The sequence below is a fragment of the Marinifilum fragile JCM 15579 genome, from assembly GCF_001310955.1.
GTDB lineage: Bacteria > Bacteroidota > Bacteroidia > Bacteroidales > Marinifilaceae > Marinifilum > Marinifilum fragile.
Window position 1 is genome coordinate 17,751 of record NZ_BAZX01000008.1, and the last position, 21,993, is coordinate 39,743.

At 37.0% G+C, this 21,993-nt stretch carries 12 protein-coding genes and 1 pseudogene; all 13 read left to right on the forward strand.

All coding sequences use genetic code 11. From position 1 onward, the window contains the following. Window positions 1–603: 603 nt before the first annotated feature. The 13 genes and pseudogenes from JCM15579_RS08185 (at window position 604) to JCM15579_RS08240 (ending at window position 21,906) form a co-directional block, all read left to right on the forward strand. Window positions 604–2,100, forward strand: coding sequence for a 2-isopropylmalate synthase (locus JCM15579_RS08185; RefSeq protein WP_054718422.1), 1,497 nt, complete (start codon window positions 604–606; stop codon window positions 2,098–2,100). A gap of 110 nt (window positions 2,101–2,210) precedes the next feature. Further along, window positions 2,211–3,610: pseudogene (gene leuC / locus JCM15579_RS08190) on the forward strand (3-isopropylmalate dehydratase large subunit). Window positions 3,611–3,679: 69 nt separating this feature from the next. Continuing rightward, window positions 3,680–4,261 carry a 3-isopropylmalate dehydratase small subunit gene (gene leuD, locus JCM15579_RS08195; RefSeq protein WP_054718423.1) on the forward strand — a complete coding sequence of 194 codons (582 nt, stop codon included), beginning with the start codon at window positions 3,680–3,682 and terminating at the stop codon, window positions 4,259–4,261. Window positions 4,262–4,312: 51 nt separating this feature from the next. Further along, entirely contained in the window at window positions 4,313–5,872 is a 1,560-nt protein-coding gene (locus tag JCM15579_RS08200) for a hydroxymethylglutaryl-CoA lyase-like TIM-barrel protein (protein WP_054718426.1), read from the forward strand. Window positions 5,873–5,882: 10 nt separating this feature from the next. Next, window positions 5,883–6,953, forward strand: coding sequence for a 3-isopropylmalate dehydrogenase (leuB, locus tag JCM15579_RS08205; protein ID WP_054718431.1), 1,071 nt, complete (start codon window positions 5,883–5,885; stop codon window positions 6,951–6,953). Between the two features lie 86 nt (window positions 6,954–7,039). Further along, window positions 7,040–8,305, forward strand: coding sequence for a threonine ammonia-lyase IlvA (gene ilvA / locus JCM15579_RS08210; protein ID WP_218186110.1), 1,266 nt, complete (start codon window positions 7,040–7,042; stop codon window positions 8,303–8,305). A gap of 166 nt (window positions 8,306–8,471) precedes the next feature. Then, window positions 8,472–10,007 (forward strand): TldD/PmbA family protein, encoded by a 1,536-nt coding sequence (locus JCM15579_RS08215; RefSeq protein WP_054718437.1) that lies wholly within the window; start codon window positions 8,472–8,474, stop codon window positions 10,005–10,007. Window positions 10,008–10,047: 40 nt separating this feature from the next. Next, on the forward strand, window positions 10,048–11,364 hold the full coding sequence (locus tag JCM15579_RS08220) for a TldD/PmbA family protein (protein WP_054718440.1): 1,317 nt from the start codon (window positions 10,048–10,050) through the stop codon (window positions 11,362–11,364). 112 nt (window positions 11,365–11,476) lie between these two features. Beyond that, window positions 11,477–12,961: a SusR-related protein gene (locus JCM15579_RS08225; RefSeq protein WP_054718443.1), complete on the forward strand. Its 1,485-nt coding sequence runs from the start codon at window positions 11,477–11,479 to the stop codon at window positions 12,959–12,961. Window positions 12,962–12,977: 16 nt separating this feature from the next. Further along, window positions 12,978–13,088 (forward strand): DUF6377 domain-containing protein, encoded by a 111-nt coding sequence (locus JCM15579_RS22465; protein ID WP_506256066.1) that lies wholly within the window; start codon window positions 12,978–12,980, stop codon window positions 13,086–13,088. 192 nt (window positions 13,089–13,280) lie between these two features. Next, window positions 13,281–15,359, forward strand: coding sequence for a glycoside hydrolase family 97 protein (locus JCM15579_RS08230; protein WP_054718447.1), 2,079 nt, complete (start codon window positions 13,281–13,283; stop codon window positions 15,357–15,359). A gap of 116 nt (window positions 15,360–15,475) precedes the next feature. Continuing rightward, window positions 15,476–18,754 (forward strand): S41 family peptidase, encoded by a 3,279-nt coding sequence (locus JCM15579_RS08235; protein ID WP_083464598.1) that lies wholly within the window; start codon window positions 15,476–15,478, stop codon window positions 18,752–18,754. A gap of 326 nt (window positions 18,755–19,080) precedes the next feature. Then, window positions 19,081–21,906, forward strand: a complete 2,826-nt coding sequence (locus JCM15579_RS08240) for a M16 family metallopeptidase (RefSeq protein WP_054718450.1) — start codon at window positions 19,081–19,083, stop codon at window positions 21,904–21,906. Window positions 21,907–21,993: the final 87 nt, after the last annotated feature.

Below are 21,993 nucleotides of genomic sequence, written 5' to 3' on the forward strand. Positions count from 1 at the left end.
ACATGATTACTCAAAACTCACTTTTTGAAACGGCTTGAATATCCCATATTTAGACTTGTTGAAACAAGATTTAATTTAAAGTAAATGAGGTGGGTATGGCTGAAGATTCAGCGAAAAAAATAAAATTGAATTGCTTTGAATATCGTAGCTTGTTGAGATAAATTGTTTTCTCTCATTCTTAATAGTTCTTAGGTTTGTTGCAGAATAAAAAAATCAACTAAAGCATTAACACAGAAACAAAAACATGATGTACGCAAGTTCATTTATTATTGGTTTAATTCTCATTCTTGATCTCATTATTATTAAAAGATCGAGTAGGAAGACTGTGTTATAATCTGAGAAAGATAAAATGATCATAATGCAAAGTTCTTCCAAGATGGAGGAACTTTTTTTTTTACAACAAAAACTAAGAAACGGTTGAAAGATTATTTATCAGGAGAATTATGAAAGATTTTTTATTTAGATAATACAAAATTGATGCGAATAGCCCAAGCTATTTAAAGAGATTTTGGAGCAGTATAAATGAAAAAGACACATCATTAATTGATAGAATAATTTTTTAACAGTTTCACTATTAACCAAGTTATCAAAAACACGAAAGAAATGAGTGATAAGTTATTTATTTTCGACACAACATTGCGCGATGGTGAGCAAGTGCCAGGTTGCCAATTGAATACTATTGAAAAGATTGAAGTGGCAAAAACACTTGAGGCATTAGGTGTTGATGTAATCGAAGCTGGCTTTCCGGTTTCAAGTCCAGGGGATTTTCAGTCGGTCGTCGAGATCGCTAAAGCAGTAAGTAATCCAACCATTTGTGCATTAACACGTGCGGTTGAAAAAGACATAGACGTTGCTGCTGAGGCGCTCAAGTTTGCAAAACGAGGAAGAATCCACACGGGAATTGGAACTTCACCATATCATATCAAATCAAAATTAAATTCGAATCCAGATGAAATCCTTGAACGTGCAGTTCGTGCGGTAAAATACGCAAAGCGATATGTTGAGGATGTTGAGTTCTATGCAGAAGATGCTGGTAGATCAGACAATGAATATTTGGCAAGAGTGGTTGAAGCGGTAATTGCTGCAGGTGCTACGGTAATTAATATTCCGGATACTACGGGTTATTGTCTTCCAGCTGAGTATGGTGCTAAAATCAAATACCTGATGGAGAATGTTTCAAATGTTCACAAGGCGATTCTATCTACTCACTGTCACAACGACTTGGGAATGGCAACAGCCAACTCATTAAGTGGGGTGATTAATGGAGCTCGTCAGGTTGAAGTTACCATTAATGGGATTGGAGAACGTGCTGGAAATACTTCATTGGAAGAAGTTGTGATGGCTATTAAAACACATCATGATTTGCCATTGCATACTGATATCAATACCAAGGAAATTTATGGAGCAAGTCGTTTGGTATCCTCATTAATGAACATGCCAGTACAGGCCAACAAAGCAATTGTAGGAAGAAATGCATTTGCTCACTCTTCAGGAATCCACCAGGATGGAGTTTTGAAAAACAGAGAGAACTACGAAATTATTGACCCTGTTGAAGTTGGTATCCAGGAGTCAGCAATTGTATTGACAGCACGCAGTGGTCGTGCAGCTTTGAATCACCATTTGGAGCAAATGGGTTATAATTTGTCCAAGGAAGAATTGGATGAAGCCTATTCTAATTTCTTGGTGATGGCTGACCAGCGTAAGAATTTGAGCGAGAAAGATCTTGCTGAGTTAATGGGAGAGAAGGAAAACTTGGCTAAAACTGTAGAGTTGGAGTTGTTACAAGTTGTTTCAGGTAAATCAACCATTCCAATGGCAACGGTTCACCTTAAAATTAAAGGCGAAAGTTGTGCTGCAACTGCCGAAGGTAATGGTCCAATCGATGCTTGTTTCAATGCTGTTAAAAAACTGATCAAGCAAAAATTCACCTTGGGAGAGTTCTTGGTGCAGGCATTAACTCGAGGAAGCGATGATCTTGGAAAAGTTCACGTTCAGCTAGAACACAATGGTAAGATCGTATATGGCTTTGGTGCCAATGTAGATATTATTACTGCTTCGGTTGAGGCCTTGGTAGATGCACTTTCGAAAGTAGTTTACTAAATCAATATTGAATAATTGCTTGTCTCATTTTATTGGGTAAGCAAAATCCAGAATGAAAAAATAATAAATAAGCCTATAGCGATAAGCTAAAGGTTAAGAGCTAAAAAGAAATGGAACCAAAAACATTATTTGATAAAGTATGGGATGCTCATGTGGTTGAGAAGATCGATGGAGGTCCTAGTGTATTGTATATCGATAAACACCTGATACATGAGGTAACAAGTCCGCAGGCATTTGCTGGTCTTGAGGCTCGTGGCTTAAAAGTTTTCCGACCAGAAAAGACCATTGCTACGCCTGACCACAATATTCCAACTGTAAATCAGCATCTGAAAATTGAGGATGATTTATCCAGAAATCAGGTAGAAACTTTAACAACAAACTGTGAGAAAAATGATATTACTCTATACGGATTGAATCATCCAAAGAATGGTATTGTTCACGTGGTTGGTCCTGAATTGGGACACACGCAACCAGGTATGACTATGGTTTGTGGAGATAGCCACACTTCTACTCATGGTGCTTTTGGAGCTGTAGCTTTTGGTATTGGTACTTCGGAAGTTGAAATGGTATTGGCTACCCAGTGTATACTTCAGCCTAAGCCAAAGAAAATGCGAATCACTGTTGATGGTGAATTGCAAAAAGGTGTAACTGCGAAAGATCTTACCCTTTACGTGATTGCTCAACTGGGAACAGGTGGGGCAACCGGGTACTTCGTGGAGTATGCAGGATCTGCAGTAAGCAACTTGACCATGGAAGGCAGAATGACGGTTTGTAACATGAGTATTGAAATGGGTGCTCGTGGTGGAATGATTGCACCAGACGAAACCACTTTCGAATATGTAAAGGGTCGTGAATTTGCTCCTAAAGGCGAAGCTTGGGACAAAGCCATTGCCAAATGGAAAGAATTGAAGACCGATGAAGGTGCTGTGTTCGATAAGGAATACACATACAAAGCAGAGGACATTGAGCCAATGTTGACTTATGGTACAAATCCGGGCATGGGAACAGGAATCACTGGTAACATTCCAACGGCTGAAGAAGTTGAAGCATCGGAATTGCCAACGTTCAAAAAATCATTGGATTACATGGGCTTTGAATTGGGTGATAAACTCTTAGGTAAAAAGGTAGACTATGTATTTGTTGGAAGCTGTACCAATGGTAGAATCGAGGACCTAAGAATGTTGGCATCTCTTGTTAAAGGCAAGAAAAAAGCTGATTCGGTAACCGCATGGATCGTTCCAGGTTCCAAGCAAGTTGAAAGGCAAGCTCAGGAAGAAGGATTGGTTGAAGTATTGGAAGAAGCTGGATTTGAATTGCGTCAGCCAGGATGTTCGGCATGTTTGGCATGAATGATGATAAGGTTCCTGCAGGAAAATACAGTGTTTCTACATCGAACAGAAATTTTGAGGGAAGACAAGGTCCTGGATCAAGAACTCTTTTGGCTAGTCCGCTAACAGCGGCAGCAGCAGCAGTTACAGGTGTAATCACCGATCCTAGAGAATTGTTTTAATAAAATATTTACAAATATTTTTTAGCTGAAGGCGTACAGCTGGAAGCTAATCGCTTAAAAGATAGAAAAATGCCAATAGATAAATTTACCGTATTAGAGTCGAGTTATGTACCTCTTCCAATTGAGAATGTAGATACGGATCAGATAATTCCTGCACGATTTCTTAAAGCAACCAGTCGTGAAGGATTTGGAGAAAACTTGTTTAGAGACTGGAGATTTGATGCTGATGGATCAGAAAACAAAGACTTTGTATTAAATAACCCAAAATATTCAGGACAAATTTTAGTTGCAGGTAAAAACTTCGGAAGTGGATCTTCAAGAGAACACGCAGCCTGGGCTGTTCACGATTATGGATTCAAGGTGGTAGTCAGCAGTTTCTTCGCTGACATTTTCAGAAACAATGCACTAAACAATGGAGTGTTGCCAGTAGTGGTATCTCCTGAGTTCTTAAGCAAAGTGTTTGCAGCTGTTGAAGCAGATAACAGTCAGAAATTGCTTGTAGATCTTGAAAAACAAAGCATATCACTTAATGGTGAGAAAGAGGAGTTTGAAATTAATCCTTACAAGAAAAACTGCTTGTTGAATGGATTCGATGATATCGATTACCTCCTGGATAAAAAAGAAAACATAGAAGAATTTGAACAAGAGTAATTGGCCAAAGGCTGATTGCTCATCAAATAAAAATACACAATCACAGATAAAATGAACGAACTGCGTAGCTTAGAAATAATGGATACCACCCTTAGGGATGGAGAGCAGACTTCGGGAGTTAGTTTTAATGCCGACGAAAAGTTGGGTGTGGCTAAGCTCCTACTGCAATCCGTAAAAGTAGATCGATTGGAAGTTGCTTCCGCGAGAGTATCAGAAGGAGAATTTCAGGCGGTAAAACGAATTACCAAATGGGCCGAAGAAAATGGTATGATTGATAAAATCGAGGTACTTGGATTTATTGATGGGAAAGCTTCGCTGGATTGGATTTACAAGAGTGGTGCACGTGTAGTCAACTTGTTGTCGAAAGGCTCATTAAAGCATTTGCAGGGACAGTTGCGAAAAACTCCCGGGCAGCATGTTCAGGACGTAAAAGATGCCGTTGCTTACGCAGAAGAATTAGGCATAAAGGTGAACCTTTACCTGGAAGACTGGTCGAATGGGATGTTAACTTCGAGAGATTACGTTTGGTACCTTTTGGATGAATTACAGAATGAGAACATACAAAGATTCATGTTGCCTGATACTTTGGGGGTAATGAACCAGGTTCAGGCTTTCGATTTTTGCTATGCTTGTCGCGAAAGGTATCCAAGACTTCATTTCGATTTTCATGCTCATAATGATTATGATTTGGCTTTGGCCAATGTGTATTCGTCGATATTGGCTGGTGTAAATGGAATTCATACCACGGTAAACGGATTGGGGGAGAGAGCTGGAAATGCTCCTCTGGCTTCGGTGGTAGGAGTAATCAAAGATCACTTGTCACGACAAATCAATGTAAATGAAGAGAAAATAAATACGGTGAGTCGTATTGTTGAAACTTTTTCAGGAGTAAGAATTCCAGCCAATAAACCTTTGGTAGGTGAGAATGTGTTTACCCAAACCTGTGGTGTTCATGCCGATGGTGATTCGAAAGACGACTTGTACTTTAACCGATTAATGCCAGAGCGCTTTGGTCGCGAACGAAAGTATGCTTTGGGGAAAACATCCGGTAAGGCAAATATCAAGAAAAACCTGGAAGAGCTGGGAATGACACTGGAAGAGGAAACCATGAGAAAGGTAACTCAAAGGGTGATAGAGCTTGGCGACAAGAAAGAAACCGTTACCACTGAGGATCTTCCTTATATTGTTTCTGATGTTTTGAATCAGAGCATGGAAGAAATGCCAATTTCAATAAAGCATTATTCCCTGTCTTTATCGAAAGGAATGAGACCTTTTGCATCAGTCAATTTGGAAATTAACGGACAAATGCAAGAGGGAACTGCCTCTGGAGATGGACAGTATGATGCTTTTATGAATGCAATATGGTCAGTGTACGAGCAGCTGGGAAAAGATCGACCAGTATTGAAGGATTATTTCGTGAGGATTCCTCCCGGGGGTAAAACCGATGCACTGGTAGAAACCTTAATTACCTGGGATTTTAATGGAAAAGAGTTTAAAACTCGCGGATTGGATCCCGATCAGGTTGAAGCAGCGATTAAAGCAACAGCTCGAATGTTGAACCTTTTGGAGCAACAAAACAATGTAGAAAACAAAAAAATAAAAACAGAATAACTTAAAAACAATGGCTTACAAAATAGCAGTATTACCAGGAGATGGAATTGGTCCTGAAATTGTAGAGCAGGCAAAAAAAGTGTGCGACGCAATCGCAAAGAAATTTGGACACGAATTTGAATACACCGAGGCATTGGTGGGAGCTACCGCGATTGATCAGGTAGGAGATCCTTATCCTGATGAGACTCATGACTTGTGTATGAATTCGGATGCGGTACTTTTTGGTGCAATTGGTCATCCAAAGTTCGATAACGATCCTTCGGCTAAGGTTCGTCCAGAACAGGGACTTTTGAAAATGAGAAAGACCTTGGGATTGTATGCCAATCTTCGTCCGGTAAATACTTTCAAATCATTAATTCACAAATCACCATTGAAAACCGAGTTGGTTGATGGTGCTGATTTTATGTGCATACGTGAGTTGACAGGTGGGATTTACTTTGGTCGTCCGCAGGGAAGAAGCGAAGATGGACAAACTGCTTACGATTCTTGTGTATATACAGCAGAAGAAATCGAGAGAATCATTCGGTTAGGATTCGAATATGCAGGAAAAAGAAGAAAAAAGCTGACCATTGTTGATAAGGCAAATGTATTGGCTACTTCAAGATTATGGAGAGAAATCGGACAGAAGGTTGCTCCTGATTATCCGGATATCGAAGTGGAATACATGTTTGTTGATAATGCAGCCATGCAGATTATTACCTGGCCAAAGCGTTTTGATGTAATGGTTACCGAAAATATGTTTGGAGATATTCTTACCGATGAGGCAAGTGTAATTTCAGGTTCAATGGGAATGCTGCCATCAGCATCGATTGGTGTTCACACTTCTGTATTCGAGCCAATTCACGGATCGTATCCACAAGCAGCAGGCAAGAACATTGCTAATCCATGTGCAACGGTACTTTCTGCAGCCATGATGTTCGAGTATGCATTTGGCATGATGAAAGAAGGAGCTTTGATTCGCGAAGCAGTTGATCAGTCGCTAGAGGCGGGTGTAGTTACCGAAGATATTGCCGATGGAAAGAAAGCTTACTCAACATCCGAAGTAGGTGATTGGTTGGCAGAATATATAGAAAAAGCATAAATAAAAAAGCGATCAGCTAACAGCAGTCAGCTATCAGAATGTAATGGAAGCTGGTTGCTGTTAGCTCTTTAACCAAAGGGGGAAAAGTGACAACAAAAACAGAATATTATTATCCGAAAATGGCAGATATTGTGAAGGCCGGTCGAACGGTACAGGAAGTAGTAGAAAGTACTCCTGTATTGAAAAATATGAACCTGTCTGTAAAATATGATGCCAATATCCGTTTAAAGCGTGAAGATCTTCAGATGGTAAGATCTTATAAAATAAGAGGAGCTTACAATAAGATTGCTGGTTTAAGCAAAGTGCAACTCGAGAAAGGGATTGTATGTGCTAGTGCTGGGAATCATGCACAAGGTGTAGCATACTCATGCAAGAAATTAGGCTGTTCAGGTGTAATTTACATGCCTGAAACAACGCCACGACAAAAAATTAAACAGGTAAAAATGTTTGGTGGCGAAAATGTCGAGGTAATCTTAATTGGTGATACTTTTGATGACGCATCAAATCAGGCTTTGGCTGATGCAGAAGAGCATGGCAAAACCTTTATTCATCCTTTCGATGATCCGAAAATTATTGAAGGACAGGGAACCATTGGTCTTGAGATTCTACAAGATTGTCCCGATCCTATTGATTACATTATTGTACCAATAGGTGGCGGCGGTTTGGCTTCGGGACTTGGTGCATGGATAAAGGAATTCAGTCCACAGACCAAAATTATTGGCGTAGAACCGGAGGGTGCTCCATCGATGAAAACTGCATTCGAAAAAAAGGAGAATGTTTCCCTGGTAAGTATCGATCGATTTGTGGATGGTGCTGCAGTGCAAAAAGTGGGAGACTTAACCTGGCGCATTTGTGAAAAGGTATTGGATGATGTGGTCGTGATTCCTGAAGGATTGATTTGTTCAACAATTTTAAGATTGTACAACGAAGATGCTATTGTTGCTGAACCTGCAGGAGCATTATCCATTGCTGCTTTGGAATTGATATCGGATCAGATAAAGGGCAAGAATGTGGTTTGTATTTTAAGTGGTAGCAATAATGATATCACAAGAATGGAGGAAATCAAGGAACGAAGTCTACTGTATGAAGGTTTGAAACACTACTTCATTGTTCGTTTCCCTCAAAGATCAGGAGCATTAAAGGAGTTCGTTAATGATGTTTTAGATCAGGGTGATGATATTACGCACTTTGAATATTACAAAAAACACAGTAGAGAAAAGGGGCCAGCTGTAATTGGTATCGAAGTCCGTCAACCTGAAGATTTAAAGAGATTACAGGAACGAATGACAGAAAGAAATTTTGTTTTTGAGTACCTGAATGATAAGACTGATTTATTTCAGTTCATAGTTTAATATTCAATGTTTATAACGATCTAAAAAGCGATACCTGTAAATCAGATATCGCTTTTTTATTGCTCTTGTGTAGATAGTTGTATTTTGATTTTATTATGACAATAAAAATTGTTAACTTTTGACTGCCAATAAAATCAAAGAAAACCCTAACCTTAAACACATTTGTATGAATAATGAAGTTTCAAGAAGAGAGTTCATCCGAACAGGATCTGTCTCTCTTGCAGGAATGGCGATTCTTCCTTCCTTTCTAAGCTTTGGATGCAATCGATTAACAGAACAATCAGGACTAAATGAGTATCTGGAACATTTTGGAGTAAGCAAAGAAATGTTACAAAAAGTAATGGCAGAAGCCTTATCGAGAGGTGGAGACTATTGTGACTTGTATTTTGAACATACCCTTTCGAACAATGTTGGCCTGATGGATAACGAAGTAAATCGTGCAGGTTCTAATATTGCTTATGGGGTTGGTGTAAGGGTATTAAAAGGTGATCAAACAGGATATGCTTTTTCTGAAGAGGTAAGTTTGGAAGCAATGCTTAAAGTCGCAAAAACTGCAGCAAGTATTGCTAATGAAAGCAAAGATTTCCCATCTATTAACTTAAGTGAAAAAGTCAATCCGGATTATTACAAGTTTAAGACTGCTTGGGAAGATGTATCCATCAAGCAAAAAATCCCTTATCTACAAAAACTAAACGACAAGATTTTTGCTTTAGATGAAAAAGTGGATAAAGTTCAAGTTTACCTGAATGACGAATCCAGCTATGTTTTGTTTGCCAACTCAGAAGGTATTTTGAGTTGTGATTACAGACCAATGTTTAGTTTATATGCCAGCGTAGTAATGATTGATGGTGACAAGAAAGAAGATTTTGGTTCATCGAGATCAATGCGAGTAGGCTTCGAATATCTTACTGAAGACTTACTGGATGAAGTAGCCAAAGAAGCTGTGGATGGCGCAAAAAGACAATTCTTGGCAGGAAAGCCTAAAGCTGGTGAAATGCCTGTTGTTCTGGCTGCTGGTAGTTCTGGTATCTTATTACATGAAGCTATAGGTCATGCATTCGAAGCGGATTTCAATCGTAAGGAAACTTCAATTTTCTCTGACAAAATGGGTAAGAAGATTGGTAAAGATTTTGTTACCATCGTTGATGATGGAACCAATCCAAATATTCGAGGTTCAGTGAATATTGATGATGAAGGGATTGATACACAAAAAACCAACCTGGTTACAGATGGTGTGTTAACGAGCTACATTCACGATAGAATTAGTGCCAAACATTATGGTGTAGACCCTACTGGAAATGGTAGAAGAGAATCCTTCCGATATGCTCCACTTCCTCGTATGAGAAATACTTATATGGAAAATGGTCCTCATACCCAAGAGGAAATCATTGCCAGCGTTAAAGAAGGTGTATTTGTTGATTCATTCACCAATGGAGAGGTGAAAATTGGAGCTGGAGATTTTACATTCTATGTGAAATCAGGCTATTTAATTGAAAATGGAAAACTGACTCAACCAATTAAGGATATCAACCTGATTGGTAATGGTCCTGAATCATTGGCTGAAATTGAAATGGTAGCCAACGATTTTAAAATGGACTGCAGTACCTGGACATGTGGTAAAGGTGGACAAGGAGTTCCTGTATCACTAGGATTACCAACAATAAAAGTATCGAAACTTACTGTTGGTGGAGTGAATGCATAATTGCATTCCAGTATCATTTATCAATTAAAAAGAAGAATCAATGAAAGACAATAAAAAAATGGAATTGGCCCATTGGGCTTCCAAATATGCAAAGGAAAATGGAGCGAATGAAGTTTCAGTTTCTGTTTATGACTCTAAGCAATCCGAAGTTGAGATTAGAGAACAAAAAATCGATAAAATTCAGGAGTCAATCGAAAGTGGCTTAAGTATTAAACTTTACGTGAATGGCAGATATTCAACGAATTCTACTAACCGATTGAATAAACCTGAATTGGAGAGATTCATTAAAGAAGCAATTTTAGCAACCAATTATCTTGCTGAAGATAAATTCAGATCTTTACCAAATCGTGAACTTTGTTACAATGGCGAAGAGCGTGATTTGAAACTGTCCGACTCGACTTACGATGCAGTTGATCCTAGAGAAAAGATTGAAGCAGCCATGAAAGTTGAAGCCGAAACCATGGGAATGGATGATAGAATCATTACAGTTTCTGGTTCCTATGGCGATGGATCATCACGCGGCTACATGGTTATGAGCAATGGAGTTGAGGGATTCAATGAATCTACTTCTTTCTATGTGAGCGCAAGTGCTTCCATCAATGGAGGCGATAGCAGACCTTCGGCAGGTCATTATATGGCAACTCGTTTTTGGGACAAATTAAATCCTGAAGGAGTTGGAAAATTTGCTGTTGAGAGGGCTTTGCAGAAAATTGGAGCAAAAAAGATCAAATCTGGTAAAATGGATATGCTGATTGAAAATCGTTCTGTTGGTAGAGTATTCAGCTCTTTACTTCAACCATTGTATGGCTACAATTTGCAGCAAAAGCGTTCCTTCATGGAAGGTAAGATTGGACAGAAGGTGGCTTCAGATGTTTTAACCATCATTGATAATCCATTTATTGAATCGGGTCGTAATTCTCGTCTTTTCGACGGCGAAGGATTGGCAGCCAAAGAAATGACTGTGATTGAAAAAGGAATTCTTAAAACCTATTATATTGGCAATTATTACGGAAAAAAATTAGAGATGCAACCAACCACTGGTTCTCCATCTAATTTAATTTTCGAAAAAGGGAGTAAGGATTTAAACGACTTAACCAGGGAAATGAAAGAAGGTATTTTGGTTACTGGTTTTAATGGAGGTAACTCTAATCCTGCTACTGGTGATTTCTCGGTAGGAGTTGAAGGTTTCTATGTGAAAAATGGGGAAATTCTTCATCCTATTGCTGGAATGAACATTACAGGGAATCACAAAGAGATTTGGAATCAGCTGGTAGCTGTTGGAAATGATCCATTAACCGATCGTTCATGGCAAACTCCAAGTATGCTATTTGAAGGAATTGATTTTAGCGGATTGTAAAATAATGATCTAAAATTTTAAAAAATTGGGTCTGTTGGGATTTTGTTCCGAACAGACCTATTTTTGTAATGCGAAATGATCAAACAGAATTAAACTGATTTAATTTTAAAATATGTACTCAAAGCAATTCATCTCACTATTTCTGATTCTATTATCATTTACATCCTATTCCAATTCGATATTTCAAAGTGATAAAGAAAAGAATGTAAATTATTATCTGAAGCTAAAGGATAGTATTGATGATGCAAAATGGAGGAAAATAAACTCACTTACTGATTCCATAAACCGATTGGATAAGAATGTCAATTTAGAACATCAATATCAGTTGCTTTCAGGTTTAAGCAAAGAGTATGAGTATTTCGTTTATGATTCAGCTTTTTATTATGGCAATAAGACTTTGCAAATGGCTTATCAGTTAAAAGAGGTAGAGAAAGTTGCAGAATCGAAATCAAATCTGGCACTGGTTTTACTATTAAAAGGTTTATACAAAGAAACCATTGATACCATACAAACCATAAGAGGGCAGGATTTGCCTAATGAAAAAAGAATTGAATTTTATGCCGTTGCATATCGTGCATATTATGATTTGGCAAACTCTCGTTGGGGATTTTATTCTCCCAAGTATCGAAAGATAGGAGATCAGTATGTTGATAAAATTGAAGAGGAGGGAAAAGCAAACTTTTTTCATTATAACTTGGCTTTGGCTCTTAAAAGTCTGAATCATCAAAAGGATAAGAGTGCAGTAAAATATTACACTAAAATAATAGAAGGTTTAAATCTCGATCCCCACCAAATGGCAATATGTCAGAGTGGTATGGGGGTTGCTTTAGCGCGGTTAGGAAAAAAAGATGAGGCAAAAAAAGCGATTGAAAAAGCAGTAATTGGAGATGTGCTATCGGCTACGAAAGAAACATTAGCTTCCAAAATTTTAGCCGAGATACTATTTCACGAAGGGGATCTCGAGACAGCTAATAAACTTATAGAACAGGCAAGAGAAGATGCTGAATTTTATGGTAGTGATGCACGCAGGTTGGAAATATCTTTCATCCAACCGGATATTGATGCAGCTGTTGTTGGAGAGCTGGAAAAAGAGAAAAGACTAGTTGTACTCATTGGCATTGTAATTTCTGTATTACTGATTGTAATTATCGTTTTGGCGATTGTATTCTTTAAACAATTGCAAGAATTAAAAAAGGTTAGAAAGGAAATTGGTGAGCGTAACGAAAATCTTAGAATAGTAAATGAAAGTTTAAGAGAGGTAAGTCGAATTAAGGAGGAATATGTTGGGTATTATTTTAATTTCAGTTCACAGTTTATTGAGAAAATGGAAGGCATGAAAAAGGCCATATCCCGGCAGTTAATGACAAAACAATACGAAGCAATTCAATCGGAATTAAAAAATTACAATCCTAAAAAAGAACGACAATTACTATTCGAAGATTTTGACAGAATCTTCTTAAAACTTTTCCCTGATTTTGTGAAGCGATTTAATTTGTTGTTTGAGGAATCTGAAAGGATAAGCTTAAAAGATTCTCAAAGCCTAAATACAGATTTAAGAATATTCGCTTTAATTAGATTGGGTGTAAACGATAAATGAAAAAATTGCAAGTATTTTGAATTTCTCCGTAAATACAATTTATACCTATAAGACGAGAATTAAGAATCGATCTCTCATATCAAATGATGAATTTGAAGCAAAAATAATGGAAATTAAGTCGGTTTAAATGGATATTTGATCTATATGTCATCTATATTTTGCCTCGCTATTTTTGTTTGTAAGTATCATTAAATTAAGGCTTAATATTTCTTAAGATATCTTTGATTTCTATATTTTGGGTTTGTTTTTAGATATTGACTAACTTCTATTGTTATTTTGAAGTTGAGGAATACAAATAACTAAATCAATAAACTCAGCAATGAAAATTAAATCAATTCAAAGTTTGTTAATTGGTTGCTTGATGATTTTTGCATCATGTACCAATGAGAAAATAACAACCAAAGTTTCATCGCCAGATGGCAAAATAGGTATTGAAGTGAGTATGGTAGAAGGTCAGGCTACTTATCAGGTTTCTTTTAAAGGTAAGCCAGTAATTGAACCTTCATCAATGGGATTTGACTTGAAGAACATGCCAGCCATTGAAAAAGGTTGGAAAATTGTGGATTCTGAAAGTTCATCGAGCGATTCTAGCTGGGAAATGCAATGGGGAGAGAAACGAGTTGTAGTTGATAATTTTAATCAATTAAAATTGAGCTTGGAAGAACAGCAAGCTCCAAACAGAAAAATGAATATCGTTTTCAAGCTTTATAATGATGGCTTGGGATTTCGTTATGAGTTCCCTGAACAAGATGCGATGAAAGAGGTTTTGATTACTGAAGAAAATACTCAATTTAATTTGACAGGAGATCATAAAACATGGTGGATTCCTGGAGATTGGGATATTTATGAGCATTTGTACAATACAACAATGTTTTCGGAAATTGATGCTACAAAATTAAGGAATCATGCAAGTTTAGCACAAACATCTATTCCAAATAACGCAGTAAATACTCCTGTTTCGATGAAAACGGATGATGGCGTTTACCTAAGTTTCCACGAAGCAAACTTGACAGATTACTCCGGAATGACCTTGAAAGTAAACAAGGAAGACTTAATGTGGGAATCTTGTTTGGTTGGATCATTAAATAATGATTACAAAGTAAAGCGTAGTGTTCCATTTAATACACCTTGGAGAACCATTCAGATTGCTGAGAAAGCAGGTGATTTAATTGAATCGGATCTGATTGTAAATTTGAATGAACCAAATAAAATTGGTAAGGTTGATTACTTCAAACCAATGAAATATGTAGGTATCTGGTGGGATATGCACTTGGGAACCAAGACCTGGGATAAAGCAAGTGGACGCCATGGTGCTACTACCGAATATGCAAAAGAATTAATCGATTTTGCCTCAGAAAATAATATTGGAGGTATTTTGGTTGAAGGTTGGAATACCGGATGGGAACATTGGATTGGATTTGAAGATCGAGAAGGTGTTTTTGATTTTGTAACTCCTTATCCTGATTACGATTTGGCCGAGGTGGTTCGCTATGGAAAATCAAAAGGTGTTGAGTTAATCATGCACCACGAAACATCTGCAGCTCCACGTACCTACGATCAGCAAATGGATACTGCATACCATTTAATGAACTCATTGGGAATTCACTCTGTGAAAACCGGTTATGTTGGAAAAATTATTCCTAAAGGAGAGTTCCATCACGGACAATGGATGGTGAATCACTACAGAAGAGCTTTGGTAAAAGGAGCAGAGAACAAGATTGCAATTAATGCTCACGAACCAATTAAAGCTACAGGTTTACGTCGTACTTATCCAAATGCGATTGCAAGAGAAGGTCTTCGTGGACAGGAATTTAATGCATGGTCTTCTGATGGAGGAAATCCGGCAGAACACTTGCCAATCGTAGCGTTTACACGTATGTTAGCTGGTCCTATTGATTACACACCAGGTATTTTCAATATCAAATTGGAACCATATAAGAAAGATAACCAGGTAAATACAACTTTGGCTCACCAGTTGGCTTTGTATGTTGTGATTAACAGTCCTATTCAAATGGTGCCAGACTTGATTGAAAGTTATAAAGGAAATGATGCATTCCAATTTATTCGTGATGTTGCTGTAAACTGGGAGCAAACAAAAGTATTGAATGGTGAGATTGGTGATTTTGTTACCATTGCTCGTCAGGATCGTGAATCGAATAATTGGTTTGTTGGTGCAATTACCGATGAAAATGCTCGTGACCTGAAAGTTGCACTAGACTTCTTGCCAGCAAGTAAGAAATACATGGCAACGATCTATATGGATGGAGATAGTGCACATTGGGACAAAAACCCTACTGAATACAAGATTGAAAAAATGGAAGTTGATAACACTTCTGAATTACAACTAAAATTAGCTGCAGGTGGTGGAGTAGCAATTAGTTTGATTGAAATGAAGTAGAGTTAATACTTTAACAATATTTTAAGTGGCATTCTTCTCGGAGGATGCCACTTTTTTTGTAGCTTCACTTCATCAATTTTTAAAATTGATAAGCTTAATTCACAAATACTAGTAACATGCTAAAAATCAGATTGAGAATTGGTGTATTGTTCATCGTTCTTTTGAGCATTATTGGAAGTGCTCATGCAAAAGAGGATGTTCGTTTAATACGATATCCTGATATTAATAACAATTTAATCGCATTTGTGTATGCTGGCGATATTTGGACTGTAGATTCAAATGGTGGTGATGCAACACGTTTAACTTCTCATATGGGAATGGAATTATTTCCTAAAATTTCTCCAGATGGAAAGTGGATAGCCTTTTCAGGTGAATACTCTGGAAGTCGTCAGGTTTATGTAATGCCTGCTACAGGAGGCACTCCAAAACAGTTGACGTATTACAATTCGGTTGGTTTAATGCCACCACGTGGAGGTTTTGATAATGTTGTTCTAGACTGGACACCAGATAGCAAATCGATCCTGGTACGTATGAATCGCACAGCTTTTGGAGAGAGAAATGGTAAATATTTTAAAGTTGGTATTGATGGAGGAATGGAAGAGGAGCTTCAAATTCCTGAAGGTGGATTTGGAGTATTCTCGCCTGATGCCACTAAAATGTGTTTTGCTCCAATTAGTCGTGAATTTCGTACTTGGAAAAGATACAAGGGAGGGCGTGCAGCTGATCTTTGGATCTACGATTTAGAGAATGATCAATCCGAAAGAATTACAAAATTTGTTGGTTCCGACCAGATTCCTTCGTGGTACAAGAATGCCATTTATTTTGCTTCAGATCGTGACTTGAAACTGAATATCTACAAATATGATGTAGACAGCAAGGAATTGTCTCAAATGACGCATCACAAGAATTTTGATGTGATGTGGCCATCGGGTGAGAATGGACAAATTGCGTATGAAAACGGAGGACAACTATACAAGTTAAATCTGGAAACAGGAAAAGAGGAACGCGTAATTGTTAATATCAATTTTGATAATCCAAACACATTGCCATTCTATAAAAATGTGAAAGGATTCATTGAGAATTGGGCTGTTTCTCCTTCAGGAAAACGTGCGTTGTTCGATGCTCGTGGTGATATTTTTTCGGTTCCGGCTGAAAATGGATCTACAATTAATTTAACGCAAACACAAGGCGTTAGAGAAATGTCACCAAGATGGTCCCCAAATGGGAAATACATTTCATATTACTCTGATGCTACAGGTGAGTATGAAATCTATTTACTGGAAAACAAGAAGGGAGCTAAGGCAAAACAACTTACCAAAGGATCTTCTTCTTGGATGTATCAACCAAAGTGGACTCCAGATAGTAAGTATCTGATTTTCTTCGATCGCAGTTTAAAATTGAAGTTGATCAATGTTGAAACTGGCGAATTAAAAGTGATTGATAAAGCAGAGAGAAATGAAATTAGAGATTTTTCTCTTTCACCAGATTCAGATTGGATCGCTTACGTAAAAGATAGTTCGAACGGGCAAGGTGCAATTTGGGTTTACCAACTTTCAACAGGTAAGAAACATGCTTTAACCAATGATACATTTGGTGATTCTTCTCCTGTATTCTCCAAAGATGGAAACTTTATGTATTTCCTATCGAATAGAGATTTTAACCTTGATTTTTCAAGTTTCGAGTTCAATTACTTGTATAATAATGCAACTCGCATTTATGCAATGGCTTTAAATGCCGATGGACCAAAATTATTTCCACTAAAAACTGATGTTGAAGAATATAAGGAAGAGGTGAAAGAATCATCAAAGTCAAAGAAAAAAGCCAAAGGTGATGCTACAAAAGTGCAGAAACTAAAGGTGAAAATTGATTTGGATGGCATAAACAATCGTATCATTGCATTCCCTGTATCATCAGGAAATTACAGCGGACTACAGGCTGTTGAAGATGGTATTTTATACAGAACCAATGGTAGTTTGCATCACTACATTCTTAAAAAAGAAAAGGATGAGGTGGTACTTGAGTCTGTTTCAGATTACGAATTGGCTGACGATGGAAATAAAATAATGTACCGTTCGGGTTCAACTTATGGCATTACAGATTTATCAAAAGGTCAGGCAGCAAAGGCTGGAGCATTGGATCTTGAAGATATGGAAATGAAGATTGATCCTGTTAAGGAATGGAATCAGATCTATACCGATGGCTGGAGAATCTTTAGAGATTATTTCTATGTGGAAAACATTCATGGTGTTGATTGGGCTAAAATTAAAGCCGATTATGAACCGATGGTGAAAGACCTTGGACATCGTGCGGATTTGGATTACATTTTAGGTGAAATCATTTCGGAGACGAATACAGGCCATGCTTACGTGAACTATGGTGATTTTGAGAAAGTAAAATCAGTGCAAACAGGTTTACTGGGTGCAAAACTAAAAGCTGATTTGAAAAACAACAGATACATCATTTCAAAAATCTACGATGGAGAAAACTGGAATCCAGCACGTCGTTCTCCTTTAACTGAACAAGGTGTAAATATAAAAGAAGGTCAGTACTTGATTAGCATTAATGGACATGATGTTACTACCAAGGTAAATCCATACTTGTATCTTGAGAATATGGTTGGCAAGAGAGTTGAAATTGCAGTAAACTCTACTCCAAGTACTGAGGGCGCTAAGACTTATACCATTAAACCAATTGCTAGTGAACTGGAGATAATTTACCTGGATTGGGTGAATGAACGAAGAGCAATGGTTGAAAAATTATCAAGTGGAAAAATTGGGTACATTCATGTTCCAAACACGGCAGTAGAAGGTAATCGTGAATTGCACAGGGGAATGTATGCATATCACGATAAAGAAGCATTGATTATTGATGACCGTTACAATGGTGGTGGATTCATTCCTGATCATATGGCTGATTTATTAGATCGAGATGTACTTTCATACTGGCACTTACGTGGATTGGAACCATGGAAAACACCTGGTGTGGCTCACGATGGACCTAAAGCGATGTTGATCAACCATTATTCTTCTTCAGGTGGAGATGCATTCCCATATTTCTTCCGTAAAAAAGGATTGGGTAAATTGATTGGTACTCGTACCTGGGGCGGATTAGTTGGTATGTCGGGGAACGCCGGATTAGTTGATGGCGGCTATATTGCAGTTCCTCGTTTTGGTATCTTCGATGAAAACCAAAACTGGATTATTGAAGGTGTGGGTGTATATCCGGATATCGAAGTTTACGATGAACCACACTTGGTGGCAAAAGGAATTGATCCTTGTGTTAAAAGAGCTGTGGAAGAGTTGTTAAAGGAACTGGAAAATAAGCCAGCAAAGAAAAAAGTTATTCCACCTGCTAACCCTAACCGATCAGAGTGGATTGAAGAAGATATTAAATAATATATATCAATATAAACAGAAGGAGCATCAGATTGGATGCTCCTTTTTTTTTTGGACTCTATGAGTAATTTAGATTAAATCTATATTGAAAGCTAAAAGAAGTTAGAAGTTTATGAAAAAATATGCGACTTTATTTGAAGAAAAGTGAACGTTTTAGAGGGTTTGGCGAATAATTTACAGTCAATTTTATATGGTAAATATTAAATTGTCCAATCGTTAAAAAATGTAAATGGGATTGTTAAATAACTATTTCTTTCGTTAATTTATATAGAACTTGCATTTATGTTGTGTAGGTTTTAAAATCAAATCACCAAAACAGATATCAAATGATTAAAAATTTTATTGGTAAAGTTAGCCTTTGTGGGACTTTATTATTTGCTGGGGCAGGAATGCTAACGGCTCAAAATCAAATGGATTCCAAACTTCCGATGGATCCTAATGTAAGAACTGGAAAGTTAAAAAATGGATTAACTTATTATGTGCGACACAATGAGGAGCCTAAAGATCGTGCTAGCTTCTATATTGTTCAGAATGTTGGAGCTGTTCTTGAAAATGACAATCAGAATGGATTGGCCCACTTCTTAGAGCATATGGCTTTTAATGGAACTGAACATTTCCCTGGAAAAGGAGTGCTAAATTATCTGGAGAAATATGGAGTTGCATTTGGACGTAATATTAATGCTTATACTAATGTGGATGAAACGGTTTACAATTTGAGTAATATTCCTACCTCAAATGAAAATCTTTTGGATTCAGCATTATTGGTTTTACATGATTGGTCGAATTACCTAAGTCTTGAAGGTAAAGAAATAGATAGCGAGCGTGGTGTTATTCACGAAGAGTGGAGAACCAGAAGATCAGGTGGTATGAGAGCTTACTTGGAAAAGAATAAAGTAATCTACAAAGGATCTAAGTATGCTGAGCGTGATGTAATTGGAGACTTGGATGTAATTGACAACTTTGATCATCAGGTTATTCGCGATTTTTATCATGATTGGTACCGTACCGACCTACAGGCTATTGTAATTGTGGGGGATATTGATGCTGAAAAGTTTGAAAACAAGATCAAAGAAATGTTTGCTCACATTCCAGCTGTTAAAAATCCTAAAGAACGAATTTATTATGATGTTCCAGATAATAAAGAGCCAATTGTTGGTATTATTACCGATCCAGAGGTAAGCAATTATTCTTTTGAGGTGTTTTACAAGCATAAAGCAACCCCTTTTGAAGAAAAGAACATGAAATACTATCGTAATTCTCTTATAGAGAATTTACATTCAAGTATTTTGGGAAATCGTTTAAATGAATTGCTTCAGAAAGGTAATGCTCCTTTTATTAATGCATGGGCTGCATATTATAATAAAGCACGTAAAATGGATGTTTACCACAACAGTGTTACTTTGAAGGAAGATAATTTACTTGGAGGTGCAGAAACGTTCTTAAAGGAAATTGAAAGAGCAAACAGATATGGTGTTGTTGCTACGGAATTAGAAAGAGCAAAAACAGAAATGTTGAGCAGTATTGAAAAGCAATTTAAAGATCGTAATAAGCAACATAACGATAGATTGGTAAGAGGTTACCAGAGACACTTTTTGGTAAATGAACCTGTTCCAGGAATAGAATTTGAATTCGAAGCAATTAAAAAACTATTGCCAGGCATTTCAGCGGAAGAGGTTAATGCATTTTCGAAGAAATGGATGACAAAAGAAAATGTAATCATCACATTTACAGCTCCTGAAAAAGAAAATGTTGAATTACCAACAGAACAGCAATTATTAGCTTTATTAGAGAAGGTTAGAAAATCAGATTTAAAACCTTATGTAGATAAGGTAATAACCGAGCCTTTAATTGCAGAAATGCCAAAAGCAGGAAAGGTTAAAAAAGAAGCAGAACTTAATGGTTTTGATGCTACAGAGTGGACTTTAGCTAATGGAGCAAAAGTAGTAGTAAAGAAGACTGATTTTAAAGAAAATGAAATTCGTTTACAAGCATTCAGCAAAGGAGGAAATTCATTATATGGAGTGGAAGATCTAGCTTCAGCTGAAATGGCAGGTGGATTTATTGCTAATTTCGGTTTAGGTAAGTTTGATCAGACTAGTTTGCAAAAATTATTGACAGGAAAATCAGTTCAAGTTTCTCCATATATCAGTGAATTATCTGAAGGATTTAGCGGAAACTCGTCAGTTAAGGATTTTGAAACCATGTTGCAATTGGTACACATGTATTTTGTTGCTCCACGTTTCGATGAAGAAGCTTTTACCGCATTAAAGGGTAGATATATGGCTTATGTATCCAATATGGGTGCTGATGTTAACAAGGCTTTCAGAGATTCTGTTTCGCTTACTACAACTGATCACAATCCTAGAACAATCTTATTCAATACAGATATGATTGCCAGTTTGAATCTTGAAACAATGAAACAAGTGTATCAAGAGAGATTTGTGGATGCAAGTGATTTTACTTTTGTATTTGTTGGTAATATCGATATTGAAAAAGCGAAGCCATTGATCGAAACATATTTGGGAAGTATCAAGGACATCGATCGAGAGGAAACTTGGAAAGACAATGGAGTAGACTATCCTAAAAAAGATACTTACAACCATTTCAAAAGAGAAATGGAAACTCCAAAAACAACTATTCATATCGACTTGCATGGTAATATCAAATATTCAAGAGAGAATAAACTCATGATGAATTTTGTATCTAGTTTATTGAATAAGAGATATCTTGATGTGATTCGTGAAAAAGAGGGTGGATCATATGGAGTTGGAGTTAGAGCCTATGTAGATAAGTTCCCTCGTGAAGAATATAATTTAATTATTCGTTTTGATACTGACCCAGCTAAATCTGATAAGTTAAAAGGGATTGTTTATGACGAAATTCAAGGATTATTTACAAATGGGGTAAAAGAGGATGATTTGATTGAGACGAAGAAAAACTTCATTAAAGAATACCAAGAAAATCTTCGTAAGAATGGTTATTGGATTAATGCAATCAATCGTTATTATACTTATGGTGAAAGCGTGGATTCAATTGAAGATTATGAAAATATGATTAACGCAATTACCAAAGAAAAGGTGGAGAAATTTGCGAAAAAGTACTTTGCTAAAACAGGAAAAGTAGAAGTTGTAATGTCTCCAAAAGAAAATTAAATAAGATTCATTAAAAAATAGTAGAAGGAGCATCAAGTTTGGTGTTCCTTTTTTATCTGTGAAAAATCCATCAAAATCATGTAAAAT

Bases quoted from the DNA above. Each gene is read 5' to 3' on its own strand.
- leuD (WP_054718423.1), top strand. From the start codon at position 3,680: ATGCCAATAGATAAATTTACCGTATTAGAGTCGAGTTATGTACCTCTT.
- JCM15579_RS08215 (WP_054718437.1), top strand. From the start codon at position 8,472: ATGAATAATGAAGTTTCAAGAAGAGAGTTCATCCGAACAGGATCTGTC.
- JCM15579_RS08240 (WP_054718450.1), top strand. From the start codon at position 19,081: ATGATTAAAAATTTTATTGGTAAAGTTAGCCTTTGTGGGACTTTATTA.
- JCM15579_RS08225 (WP_054718443.1), top strand. From the start codon at position 11,477: ATGTACTCAAAGCAATTCATCTCACTATTTCTGATTCTATTATCATTT.
- JCM15579_RS08235 (WP_083464598.1), top strand. From the start codon at position 15,476: ATGCTAAAAATCAGATTGAGAATTGGTGTATTGTTCATCGTTCTTTTG.
- JCM15579_RS08220 (WP_054718440.1), top strand. From the start codon at position 10,048: ATGAAAGACAATAAAAAAATGGAATTGGCCCATTGGGCTTCCAAATAT.
- JCM15579_RS08230 (WP_054718447.1), top strand. From the start codon at position 13,281: ATGAAAATTAAATCAATTCAAAGTTTGTTAATTGGTTGCTTGATGATT.
- leuB (WP_054718431.1), top strand. From the start codon at position 5,883: ATGGCTTACAAAATAGCAGTATTACCAGGAGATGGAATTGGTCCTGAA.
- JCM15579_RS08185 (WP_054718422.1), top strand. From the start codon at position 604: ATGAGTGATAAGTTATTTATTTTCGACACAACATTGCGCGATGGTGAG.
- JCM15579_RS08200 (WP_054718426.1), top strand. From the start codon at position 4,313: ATGAACGAACTGCGTAGCTTAGAAATAATGGATACCACCCTTAGGGAT.